The sequence below is a fragment of the Aeromonas sp. QDB39 genome (genome assembly GCF_027707585.1).
Classification (GTDB): domain Bacteria; phylum Pseudomonadota; class Gammaproteobacteria; order Enterobacterales; family Aeromonadaceae; genus Aeromonas; species Aeromonas hydrophila.
This window is the reverse complement of sequence record NZ_JAPCIV010000015.1, coordinates 66,687-87,698: the sequence shown is the minus strand read 5'-3', so window position 1 is coordinate 87,698 and position 21,012 is coordinate 66,687. Positions and strand designations below refer to the sequence as shown.

Annotated in this window: 18 protein-coding genes; 14 read left to right on the top strand and 4 right to left on the bottom strand. The window is 60.5% G+C overall.

What is annotated here, in order from left to right; translation table 11 throughout:
* Window positions 1-40: 40 nt before the first annotated feature.
* Window positions 41-1,375 (top strand): MATE family efflux transporter, encoded by a 1,335-nt coding sequence (locus PG899_RS10860; protein WP_042862742.1) that lies wholly within the window; start codon window positions 41-43, stop codon window positions 1,373-1,375.
* Window positions 1,376-1,452: 77 nt separating this feature from the next.
* On the opposite strand, the gene PG899_RS10855 is transcribed toward PG899_RS10860, so the two are convergent.
* Together PG899_RS10855 and PG899_RS10850 are read right to left on the bottom strand one after the other, a co-directional pair.
* Entirely contained in the window at window positions 1,453-2,277 is an 825-nt protein-coding gene (locus PG899_RS10855; RefSeq protein ID WP_190283922.1) for a M23 family metallopeptidase, read from the bottom strand.
* A 43-nt stretch (window positions 2,278-2,320) separates the two neighbouring features.
* The gene (locus PG899_RS10850; protein ID WP_190283923.1) at window positions 2,321-3,175 is read right to left on the bottom strand and encodes a hypothetical protein; all 855 of its coding nucleotides are present in this window, start codon (window positions 3,173-3,175) and stop codon (window positions 2,321-2,323) included.
* Between the two features lie 176 nt (window positions 3,176-3,351).
* Here PG899_RS10850 and PG899_RS10845 point away from each other — a divergent pair, with 176 nt between their 5' ends.
* Window positions 3,352-4,128 carry a BPSS1780 family membrane protein gene (locus PG899_RS10845; protein ID WP_270697362.1) on the top strand — a complete coding sequence of 259 codons (777 nt, stop codon included), beginning with the start codon at window positions 3,352-3,354 and terminating at the stop codon, window positions 4,126-4,128.
* An 82-nt stretch (window positions 4,129-4,210) separates the two neighbouring features.
* On the opposite strand, the gene PG899_RS10840 is transcribed toward PG899_RS10845, so the two are convergent.
* Window positions 4,211-5,110, bottom strand: coding sequence for a LysR family transcriptional regulator (locus PG899_RS10840; RefSeq protein WP_016351639.1), 900 nt, complete (start codon window positions 5,108-5,110; stop codon window positions 4,211-4,213).
* Window positions 5,111-5,236: 126 nt separating this feature from the next.
* On the opposite strand from PG899_RS10840, the gene PG899_RS10835 reads away from it, so the two are divergent.
* From PG899_RS10835 to oxyR, 4 genes are all read left to right on the top strand, one after another.
* Window positions 5,237-6,097, top strand: a complete 861-nt coding sequence (locus PG899_RS10835) for a Vmh family MBL fold metallo-hydrolase (RefSeq protein ID WP_016351638.1) — start codon at window positions 5,237-5,239, stop codon at window positions 6,095-6,097.
* 80 nt (window positions 6,098-6,177) lie between these two features.
* Complete coding sequence (locus tag PG899_RS10830; RefSeq protein WP_190283924.1) at window positions 6,178-6,813, top strand: DsbA family protein; 636 nt, start codon at window positions 6,178-6,180, stop codon at window positions 6,811-6,813.
* A 222-nt stretch (window positions 6,814-7,035) separates the two neighbouring features.
* A complete protein-coding gene (locus tag PG899_RS10825; protein ID WP_190283925.1) occupies window positions 7,036-8,676 on the top strand; it encodes a methyl-accepting chemotaxis protein in 1,641 nt (546 codons plus the stop codon).
* Between the two features lie 162 nt (window positions 8,677-8,838).
* Window positions 8,839-9,735 (top strand): DNA-binding transcriptional regulator OxyR, encoded by an 897-nt coding sequence (oxyR, locus tag PG899_RS10820; protein WP_017409206.1) that lies wholly within the window; start codon window positions 8,839-8,841, stop codon window positions 9,733-9,735.
* A 75-nt stretch (window positions 9,736-9,810) separates the two neighbouring features.
* Here oxyR and PG899_RS10815 read toward each other — a convergent pair whose 3' ends face one another.
* Window positions 9,811-12,300 (bottom strand): penicillin-binding protein 1A, encoded by a 2,490-nt coding sequence (locus PG899_RS10815; protein WP_190283926.1) that lies wholly within the window; start codon window positions 12,298-12,300, stop codon window positions 9,811-9,813.
* A gap of 286 nt (window positions 12,301-12,586) precedes the next feature.
* On the opposite strand from PG899_RS10815, the gene tapM reads away from it, so the two are divergent.
* The 8 genes from tapM to PG899_RS10775 all read left to right on the top strand — a co-directional run bounded on the left by tapM (window position 12,587) and on the right by PG899_RS10775 (window position 20,966).
* Window positions 12,587-13,657: a PilM family type IVa pilus assembly protein TapM gene (gene tapM / locus PG899_RS10810; RefSeq protein ID WP_024945912.1), complete on the top strand. Its 1,071-nt coding sequence runs from the start codon at window positions 12,587-12,589 to the stop codon at window positions 13,655-13,657.
* A complete protein-coding gene (tapN, locus tag PG899_RS10805) occupies window positions 13,645-14,223 on the top strand; it encodes a PilN family type IV pilus biogenesis protein TapN (RefSeq protein ID WP_041218444.1) in 579 nt (192 codons plus the stop codon). Before tapM ends, tapN begins: the two co-directional genes overlap by 13 nt.
* Complete coding sequence (gene tapO / locus PG899_RS10800; RefSeq protein WP_270697361.1) at window positions 14,220-14,819, top strand: PilO family type IV pilus biogenesis protein TapO; 600 nt, start codon at window positions 14,220-14,222, stop codon at window positions 14,817-14,819. Before tapN ends, tapO begins: the two co-directional genes overlap by 4 nt.
* Window positions 14,816-15,346, top strand: coding sequence for a pilus assembly protein PilP (locus PG899_RS10795; RefSeq protein ID WP_011706967.1), 531 nt, complete (start codon window positions 14,816-14,818; stop codon window positions 15,344-15,346). Before tapO ends, PG899_RS10795 begins: the two co-directional genes overlap by 4 nt.
* Window positions 15,347-15,360: 14 nt before the next feature.
* Window positions 15,361-17,562 carry a type IV pilus secretin PilQ gene (locus PG899_RS10790; RefSeq protein WP_190283927.1) on the top strand — a complete coding sequence of 734 codons (2,202 nt, stop codon included), beginning with the start codon at window positions 15,361-15,363 and terminating at the stop codon, window positions 17,560-17,562.
* Between the two features lie 191 nt (window positions 17,563-17,753).
* On the top strand, window positions 17,754-18,272 hold the full coding sequence (gene aroK / locus PG899_RS10785; RefSeq protein ID WP_005298388.1) for a shikimate kinase AroK: 519 nt from the start codon (window positions 17,754-17,756) through the stop codon (window positions 18,270-18,272).
* Window positions 18,273-18,286: 14 nt separating this feature from the next.
* Complete coding sequence (gene aroB / locus PG899_RS10780; RefSeq protein WP_190283928.1) at window positions 18,287-19,369, top strand: 3-dehydroquinate synthase; 1,083 nt, start codon at window positions 18,287-18,289, stop codon at window positions 19,367-19,369.
* Window positions 19,359-20,966 (top strand): SPOR domain-containing protein, encoded by a 1,608-nt coding sequence (locus PG899_RS10775; protein WP_190283929.1) that lies wholly within the window; start codon window positions 19,359-19,361, stop codon window positions 20,964-20,966. Before aroB ends, PG899_RS10775 begins: the two co-directional genes overlap by 11 nt.
* Window positions 20,967-21,012 lie beyond the last annotated feature (46 nt).

Here is a 21,012-nt window from a genome sequence, read left to right as displayed (position 1 = left end):
GGCTATCATTCTGGCCGTTTTTCCCTCCGTTGAGCATTTTATGTCCGCAGTCGATCTGGGCACGGCCCCTCTTTCCCGCCTGTTCTGGCGCTACGTCACCCCGACCGTGGCCGCCATGCTGGTCACCGGCATCTATGTCACCATAGACGGCATCTTCGTCGGCCATATTCTGGGTCAGGACGGGCTGGCCGGCATGATGCTGGCGTACCCCATCTGCGCCGTGCTCTATGCGGTGGGGGCGTTGATCGGCATGGGCTCCTCGGCGCTCGCCTCGTTTTATCTGGGCAAGGGGGAGCAGGCGAGGGCCCGTCACATCGTCGGCAATGCGCTGGTGATGGTACTCATCGCTTCTGGGTTGCTCGCCTTCATCGGCATTCGTTACGGTGAGGCCATGCTGATCTGGATGGGGGCGGAAGGGGTGATCTTTGACGCCGGCTTCGCCTATCTGCAGTGGTATGCCTGGCTCGGAGTGTTTGCGGTGCTCTCCATGGCGTTTACCGCCCTGCTGCGCAACGACGGGCGACCCGGCCTCACCACCTGGATCCTGGTGGGGGGCGGCGTGCTCAACGTGCTGCTCGATTACCTGCTGATGGCGGTGATCCCTTGGGGGCTGGCGGGTGCCGCCATTGCAACCATGCTCTCCCAGGCGGTGACCGGCGGCCTCTGTCTGTGGCACTTCTTCACCCCGCGCAGCCAGCTGCGCATTGGCTGGGACACCCTGCGACCCGACTGGCGGTTGATGGGGGAGACGCTGCGACTCGGGGTGTCGAGCTTTCTGATGTACCTCTACCTGTCGGTGGTGCTGGCACTGCACAACAAGGCGCTGCTGGCGGTGGGCACCTCGCTGCACGTGGCGGCCTACGGCGTCATCAGCTACAGCGAGGCCTTCTTCTATCTCATCTTCGAGGGGATCGCCATGGGCATCCAGCCCATCGCCAGCTTCAACGCCGGGGCGGGCAACTGGGCGCGGGTGCTGCGGGTGCGCAACCTGGCGCTGGGGGTGACGCTGCTGGTGGCCCTGTGCGGCATGCTGCCGCTCTATCTGTGGCCGGAGGGGGTGGTCTACCTGTTTGCCGGGGACAACGCGGCCCTCTTGCCGGTGGCCAGCCTCGGCATCTGGCTCTACTTCTGGGGCTTGCCGATGGAAGGTCTGCTGCTGGTGGGGGCCACCTACTTCCAGGCCATCAACCGGGCCCGCATCGCCTCCCTGCTCACCGGCGGCAAGCTGGTGCTGATTGGCGGCTTTCTGTGGGGCTTCTCTTCCCTGTGGGGGGTATCCGGCGTCTGGCTGGCATTGCCCACCTGCAGCACCCTGCTGGTCCTGGTGATGTGGCGAGCCATGGGCAAGGAGGCGCGCCAGCACACCGCCGCCTGATATGTGGTCATTCGGCCATCAAAAAGGCAGCCTAGGCTGCCTTTTTCGTTTTGAGCGCCCCTGACAGGTCACCGACCTCAGGGCTTGAAGGCGCCGATGAAGATGGCGGGGTCGACACGGGCGTCGTTGAGACTGACATTCCAGTGCATGTGGGGACCGGTGGCACGGCCGGTGGCGCCGACCCGGCCGACGATGCCGCCGCGGGGCAGGCTCTGGCCCAGTTTCACGTCAACCTTCGACATGTGGCAGAACATGCTGATGAGACCCTGACCGTGATTGACGAACACCGTATTGCCGTTGAAGAAGTAGTTGCCGATCAGGATGACTTTGCCCGCTGCCGGCGACTTGATGGGAGTGCCGGCACCGACCGCGAAGTCGAGACCGGAGTGGGGGTTGCGCTCCTCGCCGTTGAAGAAGCGGCGCAGCCCGAATGGGCTGGAGAGCGGCCCGTCCACCGGCTTGTCGAACAGCAGGTTGCTCGGCTGAGCCGGGCTGAAGGTCTGGTAGGCGCGGGTCTGTTCCGCCAGTTCGCGGTTGATGCGGGTCATGTCTTCGGCCAGCGGGTTGACCTGACGGCTGTTCTTGAGCTTGATGTGCTGCTCCCTGTAGTGCTTGGTGCCGACCGTGAAGCCGAGGGTGCGGCCATCGCTCACCTGCAACTGGTGCGGGCCGGGCTGGCTCTTGAGGGGGATGCCGACGATGGCAATCCAGCGCTTGCCCTCTTCACGCACCACCAGCACCGGCTTGCCCTGATAGCGGGCGGTCGGGGCCTGCGCCTCGCTGCCCAGCGCCACCACGGCGACGCCCCCCGGCACCGGGTGGTTGAGCAGGCGACTGATGAAGCCCTCGGCGAGGGCGGACTGGCTGGCCAGCAGCAACAATAGACAACAAACGACTCTCATGATGATTCCAGGCTGGGTTGACTAAAACGAAACGGTAACGAAATCAGGACGCTGGCTGGAAGCGCTGGTAGATGGCTTCCATCTGGACCGACACCTCCTGGCGCACCAGGTCCAGCTCCAGCATGTCTTGTACCACCTTGAGCTGATCCGGATTGAGGAAGCTGCGACTGCTCTCCAGTACCCGCTGGGTATAGGCGCGCTGGTTCTCCAGATAGGTGCCGGCATCACCGCTCTCTTGCTGGGCCAGCTGCTGGTTCGCCTCGCTCAGCAGACGCGTCAGGGATTGGCGCTGGGCCGGTGCCAGCAGTTCGCCGTGCTCGGCCAGGCGACCCTGGATCTCCAGCAGGCGGTTGGTATCGCCCGAGTAGATCTCCTGTTCGAGCCGGGTGCGGGTATCCTCCCCCAGCAGGTTGCTGAGGTTGCCCCAGATGCGCTGGCTCTCCTGCTCGTAGGCATCGGGATGGTCGAAACCGAGGCGATAGAGCTCGCGCAGTTGCTCCTGGACCTGGCCGCGCACGTCTTCCACTATGTCGAGCCGGTCGAAGACGGTGGTGAGCTGGCTGCCCTGTTCGGCGTCATAGAGCCGCTCGATCAGCACGGATCCTTCGCTCGACTGGCTCCACTGGCTGATGGCGGCTTCCAGCTCGGGGTTGGGAGGCAGCACCTCCTGGGCGGGGGCGGGCTCGCTCTGGCTTCCCTTGCCGGGCAGCTTGGCCAGCAGGCTCTGCCCGGTGCTCTGGCCGCTGCTCTGGCTGGTGGCCGAATCGCATTGCGACGGGTTGTTGGCGGGGCTGGCGGTGTCGGATCCCGGCTGAGGTTTGACAGGGTCGGCCTGCCACTGCCAGAGGTTGAGCAACAGGGAGGCCAGCAGAATTGGCGCCAGGTGAGATGTACGCATCTTGGATTCTCTTGAATAAGTGAATGCCCCTTGCAAAGGGGTCTCTTATGATAACCGTAACGTCTGATACAAGCAGCCATGACGTGCAAAACCGGCCTCGGCGGTGACCCGCCATTGAGTCGGTCGGCCCATGGCTCTAGAATCGGCAACCAGCCGTTTTGAACCGAGGAAATGTTATGAATGGATTGTTCCCCCTGCGCGCAGAACCTGCTCGTCACCCCATCGGGCGTGGCTGGGTCTGGGTGCGATCCGGTTTCGATGTCTTCAACAAGGGGATGGGGGTCAGTGTTGCCATGGTCCTCATCTGGTTTGCGGTCGGCCTGCTGCTGGAGCGTCTGCCGGCGGGCAGCCTCATCTCCCAGCTGCTTTACATGGTCTGGGGGGCCGGCTGGGTGGCGGTGGCCCGTCACGGTTATGAAGGCAACCCGCTGCGCTTCGCCGACTTCTTCTCCGGTTTTCGCCACAAGCTGACCCCGCTGATGCTGGGGGGGCTGCTGGTGCTGGCCCTGTTCAGCCTGATCGGCCTCATCTGCCTGGGCCTGCTCTCCATGTGGGGGCTCACCTCCCTGCTGACCCAGGATCCCGAATCTCTGGTAGTGACGGCGGCCCAGGCCCAGGGGCTGCTGCTCTGTCTGCTGCTGGGGCTGGCACTGCTGATCCCGGTGCTGATGGCCATCACCTTCGCTCCCGCCCTCATCTATTTCCACGATGTGGGGATCCTGCAGGCCGCCAAACTGAGTTTCAAAGGCTGCCTGACCAACATGTGGCCCTTCCTCTGGTGGGGGTTGATTGCCGCCATCCTGATGTTGTTCGGCGCGGCGCTGATGCTGGTGGGTCTGCTGGTGGTGATCCCGGCGCTCAACTACTCCATCTATGTGGCCTACCGGGATATCTATCTGGACGTGACGCAGGAGACGCCTGCCGAAGCCCCGCTGACCGGCTTCGAAGCCTGACGCCAACGAATTGGTGTGACATATGCGCGAAAGGGGCCTGCTGGCCCCTTTCGCATGTTTGCGTTGTCTCTTGTTCCCGCCACTACTCTCGCCACATGGGGTCGACGGCCATGCGTTCCACCAGAAAGTCGAGGAAGCTGCGTAGCAGCGGTGACATCTGCTTGCGGGTGCCGTAGACGGCGTAGACGCCGAGTCGCTTGGGCTGCCACTGCGCCAGCAGCGGCACCAGGGTGCCGGTGTCGAGGTGGGGTTGGACCGAGTAGCGGGGCTGCAGGCTGATGCCGGCGCCCTCCAGCGTCGCCTCCAGCAGCAGGTTGGATATGTTGGCGCTGAGGTTGCCGCTCACCGGCACCGATTCGGGCCCGTCCGGTCCCTGAAATTCCCACAGGCTCTTGCCGAAATAGGTGTAGGTGAGGCAGTTGTGCAGGGCGAGATCCTGCACCTTGTGCGGGGTCGGGTGTCTGGCCAGATAGGCCGGGCTGGCGCAGACCACGGAGTGACAGGTGCCAAGCCGGCGGGCCACCAGGTTGGGGTCGAGGTCATTGGTGATGCGAACGGCGAGATCGATCCGCTCCTCTACCAGATTGACGGTGCGGTCCAGCAGCAGGATGTCGATGGCGGTGCCCGCATAGCGCGCCAGGTAGTCGTTGGCGGCGCCTACCAGCAAGGCTTCCGAGAGTGAATAGCTGCTGGTGATGCGCAGTTGCCCCTTGGGGGCCTCGTCGCCGCGCACGGCGATCTGCTCCATCTCTTCCCCCAGTGCCAGCATGGCACGGGCCCGGTTCAGCGCCTCTTCCCCAGGGCCGGTCAGGCTCAGCCGGCGGGTGGTGCGGTGCAGCAGCCGTGCCCCCATCCACTGCTCCAGCTCCGCCAGGTAGCGCGTCACCATGGCGCGCGACATCTCCAGTTTCTCCCCGGCGCCGCTCAGGCTGCCCTGTTCGACTACGCTGACAAAGACCCGCAATGCGGTCAGTCGATCCATTTTAGGCTCTCTATATGCTCGATTAATGCAACAGTGATGCGCTTATTATGCTGTATTTGTACCGGAATTGATCCAATAAACTGTGTCCATCTGATGAACCCCTGATGACTTGATGAGGAATACCCGATGAACAACACCCTGATCCGCAACCTGACCCTGGCCACCACCCTGCTGAGCGGTGCCGCCATGGCCGCCCCGCTCACCGTGACCGTCTACAACCCGGGCGAGAAGGCAATCTTCCCGGTCTCCTCCTCCCTGGTGACCGGCGACAAAGAAGCGATTCTGATCGATGCCCAGTTCGACGTACAAAACGGCCAGGCGCTGGTGGACATGATCAAGAAGAGCGGCAAGAAGCTGACCACCGTCTATATCAGTGCCGGTGACCCCGACTTCTACTTTGGTCTGGAGCCCATCAAGGCAGCCTTCCCGGACGTCAAGGTGCTGGCGGACCAGCATGTGGTCGACCATATCAACCAGACCAAGGACGCCAAGCTGAGCTATTGGAGCCCCATCCTCGGCAAGGGGGCACCGAAGAGCCTGACCGTGCCGCAAGTGATGACGGCCAGCCATCTGACACTGGATGGCGAGAAGATCGAGATCAAAGAGATGAACACCCCGAATGCCTACCTGTGGGCTCCGTCCATCAAGACGGCGTTTGGTGGCGTACCGGTCTACAGCGGCGTGCACGTGTGGATGGCTGACAGCCAGACCAAGGCTGCTCGCAGCAACTGGGTCAAGGCATTGAACAATCTGCTGGCGCTGAAGCCCGAGCGCGTGGTGCCGGGTCACTTCCTGGGGACTGCTCCCAAAGGCAGCGCCGCCGTGACCTTCACCCGTGACTACGTAGAGCGCTTTGAGCAGGAGCTGGCCAAAGCCAAGAACTCCGGCCAGCTGATTGAAGCACTGAAGAAGGCTTACCCGTCCCTGCCGGTCGACGATGGTCTGGCCATCGGTGCCAAGGTCAACACCGGCGAGATGAAGTGGTAAACCCCTGACGCCTACTTCCCTGTGTTTTTTTACCGGGCCCGAGGGCCCGGTTTTTTTAGCCGAATGAACGAGTGAATCACATGAACGAAACGACTCTGCATTATGTATACGACCCCCTCTGTGGCTGGTGCTACGGCGCCGCTCCGCTGTTGGAGGCTGCGGCTGCCATCCCGGAACTGCGCATCGAGCTGCACGCCGGTGGTCTCTGGCTTGGCGGGCGCAGGCAGGCGATGGGCCAGGCGCTGCGCGATTACGTCCGTCCCCATGACGAGCGGATCCAGGCGCTGACCGGCCAGCCTTTCGGCGAGCGCTATTTCAACGAGCTGCTGCTGCGCGATGGTCTGCTGCTCGATTCGGAACAGCCCATCCGCGCCATCCTGGCGGTGACGGCTCTGGGTGGCAACGGCCTGAGCCTGTTGCACCGCATCCAGCAATCCCACTATTGCGATGGCATTTGGATCGGTTCTCTCGATCATCTGACCAGCCTGGCGGCGGAGCAGAACATTGGCGCGGATGATTTTGTGAAGGCCTACCAGCAGGCCGACCTGGCGAGCCATCTGGCCGACAGTCAGCGCTGGATGCGCCTTCTCGGCGGACAGGGCTACCCGACCCTGGGATTGGTGCAAGGCGACAAAGTCACCCCCTTGTCCGCCTCCTCCTTCCTGGGTGAACCAGAGGCGTTTGCTCGCCAGATCCAGCTCATGATGAATCGTTGAGCGAACAGCAGGTCGTATCCGGTGGCGGATGTGCAGCGCCCGAGGTGCTCGTTGCAGATTTTTCCTACCTGTCCGGCGCTCATGCTATCCCCAGGCGAGACGATATATTCAGTAGCGGACAGTTTGAAAATCATCCGCTTGCGATCATCGCGCTATGCTCTATGGGGATAGCCTGGGAGCTCGGCTCCGCAGGCTTGCGTCTAGCCGCCAAGGATACCAATCATGTTCAAAAATATGTCTATAGGTCAGAAGTTGAGCGCCGGTTTTGCCGTATTGGCCCTGCTAGTGGTGGGGCTGGCGTGGTTCTCCATCACTCAGCTGTCCCGTCTTTATGCCGATACCGCCACCATTTCGGGCAACCTGTTGCCGTCGACCCGCTATGCCAGCCAGATGCACGTGGCCATTCTCGATGCCCGTCGCTCCGAACTGGCGCAGGTGATTGGCGGCCTCAACAAGGATGCCCAGGAGGTAAGCGAACGTACCGTCACCTTCAACAAGGCCAAGCAGGAGTTTGACGCGGCGGCGCAAAAGTACGGCTCGTTGCCCTTCAGCACCGATGAAGAGAAGCAGACTTATGAACAGCTGGTGGCTGCTGGCGCCAAGTACTTCTCGGTGCACGAGCAGCTGGTAGCCGCCTTTGCCAGCGGCGATCTGGAAAAAGTGAAGAGCCTGCGCAAGAACGAGACCCGGATTGCCCTGGAAGAAGTGGGTACCAAATCCTACCGCCTGCGTGAGATCAACAACGAGATTGCCGATGGCATGGTGAAGTCGGTGGCCGACCTTTACAGCAGCTCGCGCACCATGAGTATCGTGGTGAGCCTCATCACAGTGCTGTTCGTGGTGGTGGTGGCCTGGCTGCTGACCGGCCAGATCCGCAATCCGGTGATGGCGCTGCTGGAGCAGACCCGCAAGGTTTCTGCTGGCGATCTGGCGGCCCATCTTGACGCCAGCCAGTTCAACAACGACGAGCTGGGGCAGTTGGCCAAGGGCTTTGGCGAGATGCAGAAGAACCTGCGTACCCTGGTCAGTGAAGTCTCCGGCTCCGTGGTGCAACTGAGCTCGGCAGCCGAAGAGATCAGCGCGGTGGCGCGCCAGTCCGCCAACAACATGAACAGCCAGCAGCACGAGCTGAACCAGCTGGCCACCGCCATGAACGAGATGCAAGCCACGGTGCAGGAGGTGTCCCGCAACACCAGCGATGCCGCCAGCGCAGCCAGTGCCGCCAGCAGCACCGCCGAACTGGGGGCTCGCACCGTCAACGACTCCATCAAACGTATTGAACAGGTTGCCGGCGCCATCGAGAGCACCGCCGTGGTGATCCGTCAGCTTGGCGACGACAGCCGCAACATCGGCATGGTGCTGGAGGTGATCCGCGGGATCGCCGAGCAGACCAACCTGCTGGCGCTCAACGCCGCCATCGAGGCGGCCCGGGCCGGCGAGCAGGGGCGCGGCTTTGCGGTGGTGGCCGACGAGGTGCGCACCCTGGCGAAGCGGACTCAAGATTCCACCTCCCAGATCAACACCATCATCGCCGAACTGCAGCAGCGGGCCGAGCAGGCCGGCACCACCATGCAGCAAAGCCAGGACATGATGAATTCCACCGTGAGCACGGCGCGGGAGGCGGGGGCATCCATCTCCGAGATCAGCGGCTCGGTGGAGAGCATCTCCCACATGAATATCCAGATTGCGACCGCCACCGAAGAGCAGGGTGCGGTGAGTGAAGAGCTCAACCGCAACGTGGTCAATATCAGTCATGCCTCCGAGGAAGTGGCCGCCGGTGCAACCCAGATGGCACAGGCCTGTAACGACCTCAATCACCTGGCGACCCAGTTGCAGGAGATGGTACGCCGTTTCCGGGTGTAAGGCGGGTTGGATGCTCGCTGCTGCGGGCCCGGATCCTGGATCCTGGATCCGGGCCCTCCTTGTTTTATCGGCCTGTCGACTTTCCCTCTTGTACCATCCCTTGTTCGCTCCGCCGTTCTTGGGCATGCTAATGGCCCCATTGGTTGGCAGGATTCTGGATGTATGAACCTTCGCGATCTCGAGTATTTGGTGGCGCTGGAAGAGGAGAAGCACTTTCGCAAGGCGGCGGAGCGCTGCTTCGTCAGTCAGCCGACCCTGAGCGGCCAGCTGCGCAAGCTGGAGGATGAACTCGGGGTGATCCTGATCGAGCGTACCTCGCGCAAGGTGTTGTTTACCCCGGCTGGTGATGCCATGGCCCAGCAGGCCCGCAAGGTGCTTAAAGAGGTGCGTGAGCTCAAGAGCATCGGCCAGCACTTTGCCGAGCCCATGTCCGGTGAAATCCACATCGGCTTCATTCCTACCGTCGGCCCCTACCTGCTGCCTCACATCATTCAGGATCTGCGCGAGCACTTTCCCAAGCTGGAGTTCTACCTCTATGAAGAGCAGACCCAGGTGTTGCTCAAGCGGCTGGAAGAGGGGGAGCTGGATTGCCTGATCCTGGCCGAGCTGGAGGGCATGGACGGGTTTGGTTCGATCCCGCTCTATCAGGAACCCATGTGGCTGGCGGTGCCCCAGCAGCACCCGGAGGCCAAGGCCAAGGCGGTGCCGCTCAGCAATCTCAAGGGCAAGAAGTTGCTGATGCTGGCCGATGGTCACTGTCTGCGGGATCAGGCGATGGGATTCTGCTTCGCCGCCGGTATCGGCGAGGATCAGCGCTTCAAGGGCACCAGTTTGGAGACGTTGCGCAACATGGTGGCCGCCGGCAGCGGCATGACGCTGGTACCCAGGCTCGCCGTGCCTGCCAATGCCGAAGAGGGCGGCGTCAGCTATCGACCTGTGATAGACCCCGTGCCTGGACGTACCATAGCGCTGCTCTATCGCCACTACTCGGTGCGCCGTCCCTGCTTCAACGAGTTGGCCGCTCGTATCTCGCGCTTGATGCAGAGCCTGCTTGGCTAACTGCGCATCTTCAATGCAGGGACACAAAAAAGAAAACCGGCGCATTGCGCCGGTTTTTTTATCTTCTGCGGTGGTTTAGAAGATATCGTCGGTGGAGACGGGGCCATCAGTGGGCGAACCCTCACCGCCGTACACCTGATTGCCATCCGAGCTCTGTGTCGCGTAGCGGGTCGGCTCGGTGCCTTCCTTGAAGAACTCTTCCGTGCTGCTGCCGTCGGTCCGATTGGTCAACAGGCCGGTCTCACGATCGATCCGCACCGTGATGATCCCTTCCGGTACCGGCATCTTGCGCTCAGGCACCTGCTTGAGCGCCGTCTTCATGAAGTCGATCCAGATGGGCTGTGCGGCACCACCGCCAAATTCGGCCCGGCCCAGACCACGCTGGTGGTTGTCAAAACCGATCCAGGAGGTGGCGACCAGATTCGGGGTATAGCCGGAGAACCAGGCATCACGGGATTCGTTGGTGGTCCCGGTCTTGCCGGAGATATCGTGGCGCTTGAGGTCGCGCGCTGCCCGCCAGCCGGTACCGCGCCAGCCATTGCCACCCCAGATGGCGGTGGTCAGGGTATCAGTCACCAGGAAGGTGCTCTGGGCACTGATGGTCTGCGGTGCCATGTTGCCGGGAACGACCGGATCGATGGGGCACTGGGCTTTCCAGTCCGGCGCCGTATTGGCATAGGCATCCGCACTGTCGAGACCGGCGGCGGCCAGCACGCCACAATCACGGCAGGCAGCGGCCGGGTTGGCCTGATAGAGAGGCGCGCCGAAGCTGTCGGTGACTTCGGTGATGAAGTAAGGGGTGACCTGGAAGCCGCCGTTGGCCATGACTGAGTAGCCGCGCACCACTTCCAGCGGGGTGAACTCGGCAGCACCCAGGGCCAGCGATTCGTTGGGCGAGATGGTATCGCGAGCAAAGCCGAAGCGGGTAAGGCCGTCGATGTAGGTATCCAGCCCGATGGCGCGCATCAGGCGCACCGACATCACGTTCTTCGACTTGGCGAGGCCGAGGCGCAGGGAGGTGGGGCCTTCATAGATGGCCGGGGAGTTCTTGGGCTGCCACATGGGGCCCTTGGAGGGGTCCCACTGGTTGATCGGCGCATCGTTGATGAGGGAGGCCAGGGTGTAGCCCTGTTCCAGCGCGGTGGCATAGAGGAAGGGCTTGATGTTGGAGCCTATCTGGCGGCGTGCCTGATCGACCCGGTTGAACTTGGAGAGCTCAAAGCTGAAACCGCCGACCAGCGCCTCGATGGCACCATCCTGCGGGTTCATGGCCACCAGAGCGGCGTTGACCTCGGGGATCTGGGAGAGCAGCAGCTCTTCACCCTTTTCCCGTACCCAGATCTGGGCGCCCACTTTCAGCATGTCGCGGGCCGAGCGGGGCGCAAAGCCCTGGCGATCATCGGTGATGAAGGCGCGTGCCCACTTGATGCCGTTCCAGCCAAGCTCAGCCTGCTTGCCGTTTTTCAGTACTATGGTCGCACTCTTGTCAGCCAGCTTGGTCACGACGGCGGCCATCAGCGGCTCATAGGTGGGCTGCTTGGCCAGATGGGCCATGATCTTGTCATAATCCCAATCGGATTCGCCCGCTTTCCACAGCTGGGCGGTCACGCCCTTGTAGCCATGGCGGGTGTCGTAGTCGAACACGCCGTCGAGCAAGGCCAGCCGGGCGGCGCGCTGGCGCTTGGCGGTGACGGTGGTGTAGACGTGCAGACCCATGGTGTAGGCATCTTCACCAAACTGCTCCACCATCTTCTGGCGCACCATCTCCCCCAGATAAGGGGCATTCAGGGTGATCTCGGCACCGTGATAGCGGGCCTTGACCGGCATCTTGGACGCTTCGTCAAACTGGGCCTGGGTGATCTTGCCGGTTTCCAGCATGCGGCCAAGTACCACGTTGCGACGGGCAAAGGCACGCTCCGGCGAGCGGATCGGGTTCAGCATGGACGGCGCCTTGGGCAGACCGGCGATGATGGCGATCTCGTCCAGCGTCAGGTCCTTGACCTCCTTGCCAAAATAAACCTGGGCGGCGGCACCGACCCCGAATGCCCGGTAGCCGAGCGGGATCTTGTTGAGATAGAGCTGCAGGATCTCGTCCTTGGAGAGATTCTGCTCGATGCGCCAGGCCAAGAAGACCTCTTTTATCTTGCGCACCAGCGTCTTTTCATTGCTCAGGAAGAAGTTGCGGGCAACCTGCTGGGTGATGGTACTGGCACCCTGGCGAGCCTGACCGGAGACAGCCCAGACGGTGGCTGCACGAATGATGCCGATGGGGTCAATCCCCGGGTGCTCATAGAAACGGGCATCTTCGGTCGCAAGTACCGCATCGATCATCGACTGGGGGATTTCATCCAGATGCAGCGGGATGCGACGAATTTCGCCAAATTGGGAGATCAATTCCCCATCCCGGCTGTACACCTTCATCGGGGTGGCCAGCTTGACGTCGCGCAGCGCGGTCACATCCGGCAACTGGGGCTTGATGTAGAAGTAGATACCGATGAGGCTGGCAACACCCAGCACAGCACCCAGCATCATGACAATAAACAGGCGTACGAGCCATTTCAGCATGGAAGAACTACCAATCGTCTTAAAATTAGCCAACGGGCGCAGAGTATAGCCCTTTTGCCTCTGGAAATTCGAGGTTTTCCTGACGGCTGCCCGGCTCCTCGAGAAGAGGCGGGAGGTTAGCATTCTGTGGCTCAATAACCAAGGGGAGGTGAGGGGCAGCCGGAAAGCGAGTTGTATCACTTTTCGGCATAAACTTTATGACATTGATAGATAGAGCATTTAGGATGAGTTAAGTCATCATCTTCTGATTAGCTGTCCTACAATCAATCCTAAAACCCAATAACGCATGGATGTGTATATGTTTGGGCTATTCAACAAAGGTTCTCTGCTTCCTCTGGCGGGTATTGATTTTGGCAGCCAGACCATCAAGGCCGTGACCATTACCGGTCGTCCCGGCAAGCTCCATCTCGAATCGGTGGCCGAAGTTGCCACTCCCAAAGGCACTCTGGTCGATTATCAGTTGCAGGATATCGAACGGGTCAGCCAGTCTCTCAAGGCTCTCAAGCGCCTCATCTCGGGTAGCAGCCAGTATGTTGCGACTGCCGTCACCGGTTCCAACGTGATCACCAAAGTCATTCAGGTGGATGCCGCGCTGGGTGAAAACGAGCTGGAGAATCAGGTTCAGCTTGAGGCCGAGCAACTTATTCCCTTTCCCCTTGATGAAGTGAGCCTGGATTTTGAAATTCTGGGCAAGGTAAACGATCAGGAGCGCCGCGAAGTGTTGCTGAGTGCGGCCCGCACCGAGAGCGTGAGCGGGCGGGTGACTGCGCTGGCGGAAGCCGACATGACCACCAAGGTGGTGGATGTGGGCGCCCACGCACTGGGCCGTGCCGTGCTTGCCTGTTTGCCGGAGCTGCAGGAGTGGGAGAAACCGGTCGGCGTGATCGACATCGGAGCGAGCGCCATGACCTTTGCTGCACTGGTAAAGGGAGAAGTTATCTACTCACGTCTGCAAAACTTCGGTGGCGATCAATATAGTCAGGCGCTGGCCTCTTTCTACAACCTGTCGCTGGATGATGCCGAGCAGGCCAAGTTGCAAGGCAAGCTGCCAGTTGATCACGAATTGGATGTGTTGCTGCCCCATATGAATGCTCTGCTGCAGCAAGTCAGGCGGAACGTGCAGCTGTTTTGCAGCTCTTCCGGGCACAGAGAGCTTTCCAGACTGGTGCTCACCGGCGGTGGCAGTCTGCTGCCCGGGCTGGCGGCCCAGGTCGGCAGCGAGTTGAACTGTGAGGTATTGCATCCTGATCCCTTTGCCCTGTTCGGCAAGCCGAAAGGAGAGGGAGCGGTCCACGGTGCCAAGTTCATGACGGCGTTGGGTCTGGCATTGAGGAGCTTCACGCCATGTCAAATATAAACCTCCTGCCCTGGCGTGAGGCCAGGGCCCAGCGGCAGAAGAAGCAATTCGGGGTCATGCTGGGCATCTTCATGGCCATCACGGCTTCCCTCGGTTTTGCCGCCGACTGGCTGGTGGAGCAGCAGATAGGCCATCAGCAGCAACGCAACCAGCGTTTGCTGCAGGAGATGACCATCCTCGATGCCCAGCTTGGCGAGATCCGCCTGCTCAAGGAGCGACGCAAGGAGTTGATCGATCGCATGCAATTGATCGAACACCTGCAGATGCGCCGCAATCTGCCGGTTCGCCTGTTCAACCAGTTGCCTTCGCTGGTTCCCAACGGGGTTTACCTCAATACGCTTGCCTTGCAGAACAACCAAATAGATGTGAATGGCAAGACCGAGGCCTATGGCAGGGTAGCCAGCATGATGCGTCGCATCGACGGCTCCGGCTGGCTGGGGCAGTCGCAGATCAGCACGATTTTTGCGGCCGATGTGGCGCCCGTTTCGCTCAGCCAGTTCTCCATGATGTTCCAGGTCGCGGGTGCGGCAGGTGCCACGGTCGATGTGGCTAAGGGGCAGCAATGAATCTACAACAGCTCAACGAACTGGATCTCAACAACATTGCCAGTTGGCCCAAGCTGGCCAAGGGGATTTTTATCCTGTTCTTCTGTGCCTTGCTGGGGGGAGCCATCTATTACTACGTGATTGCCAACTCACTGACCCTGTTGACCCAGGAGACCAACAAGGAGGCCGAGCTCAAGGCGCAGTTCGAGAGCAAGGCGATGCTGGCTGCCAACCTCGGTGCCTACAAGACGCAGATGGTGCAGCTCGAACAGTTGGTTGATACCCAGCTCAAGCAGTTGCCGAATACTCACGAAGTGGCCGGATTGCTGGATGACATCAGTTTCATTGCTACCGACAATGGGCTCAAATTGAATCGCATCAATTGGGAACCCGAGATCAAACACGAGTTCTCCACCGAGCTGCCCATGCGAATCGAAGTGGTGGGCACTTATCATGAGATAGGCAAGTTCACGGCCGACATGGCGGCCTTGCCGCGTATCGTCATCCTGGAATCGTTCACGCCGGGACAGGGCAAGGAGCAGGGTGACATGATTGCCATGTCGATGCTGGCCAAAACCTACAAATACAATGGCAAAACCGTGGGGCAGACCAAATGAAGCTACTCTGCGTGCTGTTGCCTGCCCTGTTGTTGACCGCCTGCGGTGGGCAGGACGACATGGACAACTATGTGGCCGCAACCAAGGCCAGAAAACCAGTACCCATCGAGCCTCTTCCCGAAATCAAGCCCTTTTCCCCTATGGCTTATCACCTCAGCGATCAGCGCAGCCCCTTCATCGCCCCCCAGCCTGAAACCAGCAGTGCCAAGGTGGATGCCAAGGTGAAGCCGGATTGCGCCCAGATCGTGGCCAACAGGGAGAAAGAAGTACTGGAGCGCTATTCATTGGCCAGCCTGAGCATGCAGGGCTCACTTGGCAAGCAGGGACAGTTGTGGGCCTTGATCAGGACTCCTGATGGTCAATCCATCCGGGTGGGTCTCAATCAACACATGGGACTGGATCAGGGACGGGTGATCAGGATCACTGACACCTATGTGGATTTGATTGAGACTATACCGGATGGCAAAGGATGCTGGGTGACCCGAGAAACTCAGCTGGGCATGGCCAATCTTGAAGCAAAACGATAATCAGGGATGATGCGATGAAAACAACAATAGGTATGGTAGCCCGAGTTACCCTGCTGTTTTGCGCCGGAGCATGGAGCCAGGCCTGGGCCGTGGCAACCCTGCAGGAGGTCAAGGTCAATCCGCTGATGGCGGACCAGCTGTTGCTGGAGTTGAGTTTCAGTGAACCGGTCAGCGGATTTACCGATCGTCTCTCCTATGAACCCAACCAACTGCTGCTGCATGTGCCGGGGGCGGTGGGTGCGCTCAACGTGAACCCGTTGCCCATCAAGCAGCAAGGGGTGGACAACCTCAAGGTTGAGGGCAAGGGAGCAGGTCTCGATATCAAGATCGCCCTCGATCAACTGACCCCCTATCAGGTGCATCAGCAGGGCAACAAGTTGTTGGTGGCACTGGGAGAAAAAGCAGCCATGCCGCTGCCAGCCACCACAGCATCCTCCGGGCTGGTGGCCCCCCAGCCGACCTCGTCTGCACTTATCAATACCCAGCCGGCAGCCTCGTCCGCCCTGATCAACAGTCAGCTGCTTGCTCGCCAGAGCGCTCCAGTGGCAGCGCCCGTGGCCAGCAAGCCTGTCTTGCCATCACCACAGACGGCGGCCAGTGGTGCCTACTTCAATTCCGTGAAGGGGGTCGACTTCCGGCGCGGCAAGGACGGGCAGGGGGAATTTCTGGTGACGCTGGACAACAGCTCCGCCGCCGTTGACGTCAGCAGCCGTGGTCAGACGGTGCTTGCCAAGTTTCACGGCACCCGGGTACCGGACGATTTGCTTAATCTGATCAACGTGCAGGATTTTGCGACCCCTGTCTCTCAGGTTGAGGTGTTTCGCCGGGGTAACGACACCCTGTTCGAACTCTCGGTCAACGGGCAGTTTGACTACCGTTATGATCAGGCGGACAAGATGTTCATCGTCGAGGTGAAAAAGCGCACCGCGGCGACTGCCGGCAAGCTGTATCAGGGCAAACCCATCTCTCTCAACTTCCAGGATATTCCGGTGAGAACCGTGCTGCAGCTCATCGCGGATTTCAACAACCTCAATCTGGTGACCACGGATTCGGTGTCGGGCAACATCACCCTGCGGCTGGACGGGGTGCCCTGGGAGCAGGCACTCGACATCATCTTGAAGGTGCGGGGGCTCGACAAGCGGCTGGATAACAACATCCTGCTGGTCGCGCCAGCCGAAGAGATTGCCGCTCGCGAGAAACAGCAGCTGGAGAGCCGCAACCAGGTCGCCGATCTGGCCCCGCTTTATACCGAGTATCTGCAAATCAACTATGCCAAGGCATCCGAAGTAGCGGCGCTGCTCTCGTCCGAGAGCACCAAGCTGCTCTCTTCCAAGGGGGCGGTGAGTGTTGATGAGCGGACCAACGTGCTGGTGGTCAAGGACACTGCCGACGTTATCAGCAACATCAAGCGCATGCTGGATATCCTGGATATTCCGGTCAAGCAGGTGGTGATCGAGGCGCGCATGGTGACCATTGATGACGGCTTTGACGAGGCGCTAGGGGTGCGTTGGGGGGTAACCAAGAATGACGGTCACGGCAACAGTACCTCGGGCACCATCGAAGGCAATGATGGTTCCGGCAACAACAATGGAGGCTCGACCATCACCCGACCAGGGGTGGACGATCGGCTTAACGTCAATCTGCCGGTGACCAATGCGGCCGGCACCCTGGCCTTCCAGGTGGCGCGGCTGGCGGATGGTACCTTGCTGGATCTCGAGCTGTCGGCACTGGAGAAAGAGAGCAAAGCCGAGATCATAGCCAGTCCCCGGGTCACCACGGCCAACCAGAAGCCGGCGCTGATCGAACAGGGTACCGAGATCCCCTATGTGGAGTCCTCTTCCAGCGGGGCAACCTCGGTCACCTTCAAGAAGGCGGTGCTGAGCCTCAAGGTGACGCCGCAGATCACTCCCGACAACAGGGTGATCCTGGATTTGACCGTGACTCAGGATACCAAGGGTGAAACCGTGCCGACCGGTACCGGTGATGCCGTCTCCATCAACGCCCAGTCCATCACCACCCAGGTGCTGGTCAACAATGGCGAGACCCTGGTGCTTGGTGGCATCTATCAACAGACCATCAAGAGCGACGTCAGCAAGGTACCCTTGCTGGGGGACATCCCGGGTCTGGGCGTGTTGTTTCGCAAGACAACCAGCGAGAACAAAAAGCGCGAGCTGCTGATTTTCGTGACGCCGAAGATAGTCACCGACGCCTTCTGAAGACTTTACATGTGAAGGTAAAACACATATAACCTTACGCCCCAATGAGGCTGGGGCGTAAGGGCTGCGGTTGCCAGTCCTGATTTCTATTGAGATAATCCCCCTCCTGATCCATCGCAAGATAAGGTTCATAGGTACCCCGATCGAGAGTTTGTCGGGGTCGTACAGTTTGTAATTACTAACGAAAAGACATGGCTGAGAAACGCAATATTTTCCTGATAGGTCCCATGGGTGCGGGCAAGAGCACCATAGGTAGACATCTGGCAGAACAACTGCATATGGAGTTTTTCGACTCAGATCATGAGATTGAGCGCCGCAGTGGTGCCGATATCGGCTGGGTGTTCGATGTTGAAGGCGAAGAGGGTTTCCGGATCCGCGAAGAGAAGGTCATCGGTGACCTTTCCGAACAGCAGGGTATCGTGCTGGCGACGGGTGGCGGTGCCATCAAGAGCCGTGAAACACGCAACAAGCTCTCTGCTCGTGGCATCGTGGTGTACCTCGAAACCACCATTGAGAAGCAACTGGCACGTACGCAAAGAGACAAGCGTCGCCCCTTGCTGCAAACCGAAGAGCCGCCGCGCGAAGTACTCGAGCGTCTGGCACAAGAACGCAACGCCCTGTATGAAGAAGTGGCTGACTTTGTCATCCAGACTGATGACCAGAGCGCTAAAGTTGTTGCCAATCAAATTGTTAAGTTGATCGGCATGTAATATAGAGGACGTCCATGGAAAGGTTGAAGGTCGAACTGGGTGAACGCAGCTATCCCATCGAGATAGCCGCAGGTCTGTTGCAGCACGCAGAGGTGCTGACGCAAACCATCAAGGGCAAGCGGGTCATGATTGTGACCAACACAGTGGTTGCGCCCTTGTATCTTGAGCGGATTGCCCAGTTGCTGTCGGGCTATCAAGTTGAACACCTGATCCTGCCGGATGGCGAGGCCTACAAGACCCTGGCTACCTTTGAGCGGATCATGTCCGCTCTGCTGGAAACCAACCATGGTCGTGATACCACTCTGATTGCCCTGGGTGGCGGTGTGATAGGGGACGTTGTCGGCTTCGCTGCTGCAAGCTATCAACGTGGCATTCCGTTCATTCAAGTGCCTACCACACTGCTTTCCCAGGTTGATTCCTCCGTTGGTGGCAAGACTGCCGTCAACCATCCCCTCGGCAAGAACATGATCGGGGCCTTCTATCAGCCCAGACACGTCGTGATCGATACCGAGTGCCTCCAGACCCTGCCTACCCGCGAATTTGCCGCCGGCATGGCCGAGGTGATCAAATACGGCATCATCTGGGATGTCGAATTCTTCTGCTGGCTCGAAGCCAACATGTCCCGTCTGCAGGCGCAGGAGCCGGCCGCGCTGGCCTACGCCATCCGCCGCTGCTGCGAGATCAAGGCCGATGTGGTTGGCCAGGACGAGACCGAACACGGTGTGCGTGCCCTGCTTAACCTGGGCCACACCTTTGGCCATGCCATTGAAGCCGAGAAGGGCTATGGCAACTGGCTGCACGGCGAAGCCGTGGCGGCAGGCACCATGCTGGCCGCCAATACCGCCCTGGCCCGTGGTGACGTGACCGAGCAACAGGTAGACCGTATCCGGGCCTTGCTGCTGGCGGCCAATCTGCCGGTGCAGGCGCCGCCAGAGATGGATTTTGCGGCCTTCATTCGTCACATGCGCCGCGACAAGAAGGTGCTGGAAGGCAAATTGCGTCTGGTGCTGCCGGTCGGCATAGGTCATGCCCAGGTGGTGGCCGATGTCTCCGATGCTGAACTGCTGGCGGTGATCGAGTCTGGTCGTGACGAATAAACTGCTGAAATTTCCCTCCCAGCGGCAGCTGGTTGACCGGCTGCTGCATCTGATTGAATTCAATCATCCTTTTATCTTTCTTTCCGGCAAACCCGGCAGTGGTCGCGGCACGTTGTGCGAATCCCTGCTGGGAGCGCTGCCGGAAAAAGTGCGGGTCGTCAGCCTGATTGGCAGCCCCGCCATGAAGATGGTGGACGTGCGCCAGCTGTTGCTGCCCCAGGTAGTGGCCCGGCCGTTGTTCAACCCGCAGGATGCGCTGGCAGACAGCTTTTTCCGCATGCTGGAAGGCAAACCCGCCACCCTGTTGCTGCTGATCGAGCGGGCTGACGAGCTGCCTGCCGAGCTGGTCGGCGAGCTGTGGAGCCTGTGTCGTCACAACGATACCCTGAAGATCCCCCATCAGTTGGCCATCGTGCTCTCCGGCAGTGACGTCTGGTGTCGCAATCAGAAGGCGCAGCTGAAAGGGCGGGCCATGCCCGCGCTGGAGCTGGAAGTCACGCCACTTGGCGCACCCGAACAACGCATCTTCTTGTATGAGAAGGCCAAAGAGCTCAAGATCCCGACAGCCCTCTTGCCCAAGCCGAAAGTGGAAGAGATCCTGAAAGTGGCAAATGGACATCCGTCCGCCATCATGCAGTTACTGGAGGATATCATGACCGACAGAAGGCCCAAGAAACGTCAGGCCGAGTTGCCCGTCAAGAAGATTGCGACCCTGCTGGCCCTGTTGGCCGGCGGTCTGCTGGCGCTGAGTTATCTGCTGCCGGCCCTGTTTGGCGGCGACAGCAAGAGCACCGCCCCCGAGCCCACCCAAACCACGGCGTTGCCCATCCCCGTCTCGGGTGGCGATCCGCTGACCATCGGCGGCAGCAACACCAGCCAGAACGGCAGCCAGAATGCGGCCAGTGATGGCGCCGCCAGCAATCCCAGCGGCGTGGTACGTGACTGGCAGCCGGATGCCAAGGTATTGCCCAAGGCGGTGGAGAGCGACACCGTGACCACCGAATCGACCAACTACGAAGGACGCCGGGTGGTGATCTCCGACGAGGTGGTCGAGAAGCTGATGAAGCAGCCCAACGTCAGCGGCGCCCTGCCCACTGCGGTGGTGGATGAGCTGACCGGCGCCGATTCGCAAGCAGCGGCCACTCAGGGGACCTCTGCCGAGAAGACTGTTACACCCAATGCCACCGCTCAGGCTGCCCAGCCGGCAAACACCGCCAAGGCCCAAGTCACGCCAGCGGCCAGCAAGCCGGTGGCCAAGCCAGTCGCGGTTGAACCGGTGGCGGCACCTGCTCCCAAGGTGGCGCTGACCCCCGCTGCCACTCTGAACAAGAAGCCCAGAAACCACTACAGCATCCAGCTGATGGGGGCGAGCAACACCAAGGCGGTCGACAAGTTCGTGGCCGAAAATGGTCTGGCCGGCAAGATCTGGGTCTATCAGACCAAGTTCCGCGGCAGCCCCTGGTACGTGGTGCTGCAAGGGGACTATGCCAGCAGCAACCAGGCCAAGGCCGCCATTCGCAAGCTGTCGCCCGCCTTGCTGAAGGGTCAACCCTGGCCCAAGTCGTTTGCGCAGGTACAAAAAGAGTTGAAGCAATAGCCATTTTGACCGGGAAGGGGGTAGAATCGTCCCCCTTTTTTGGTCG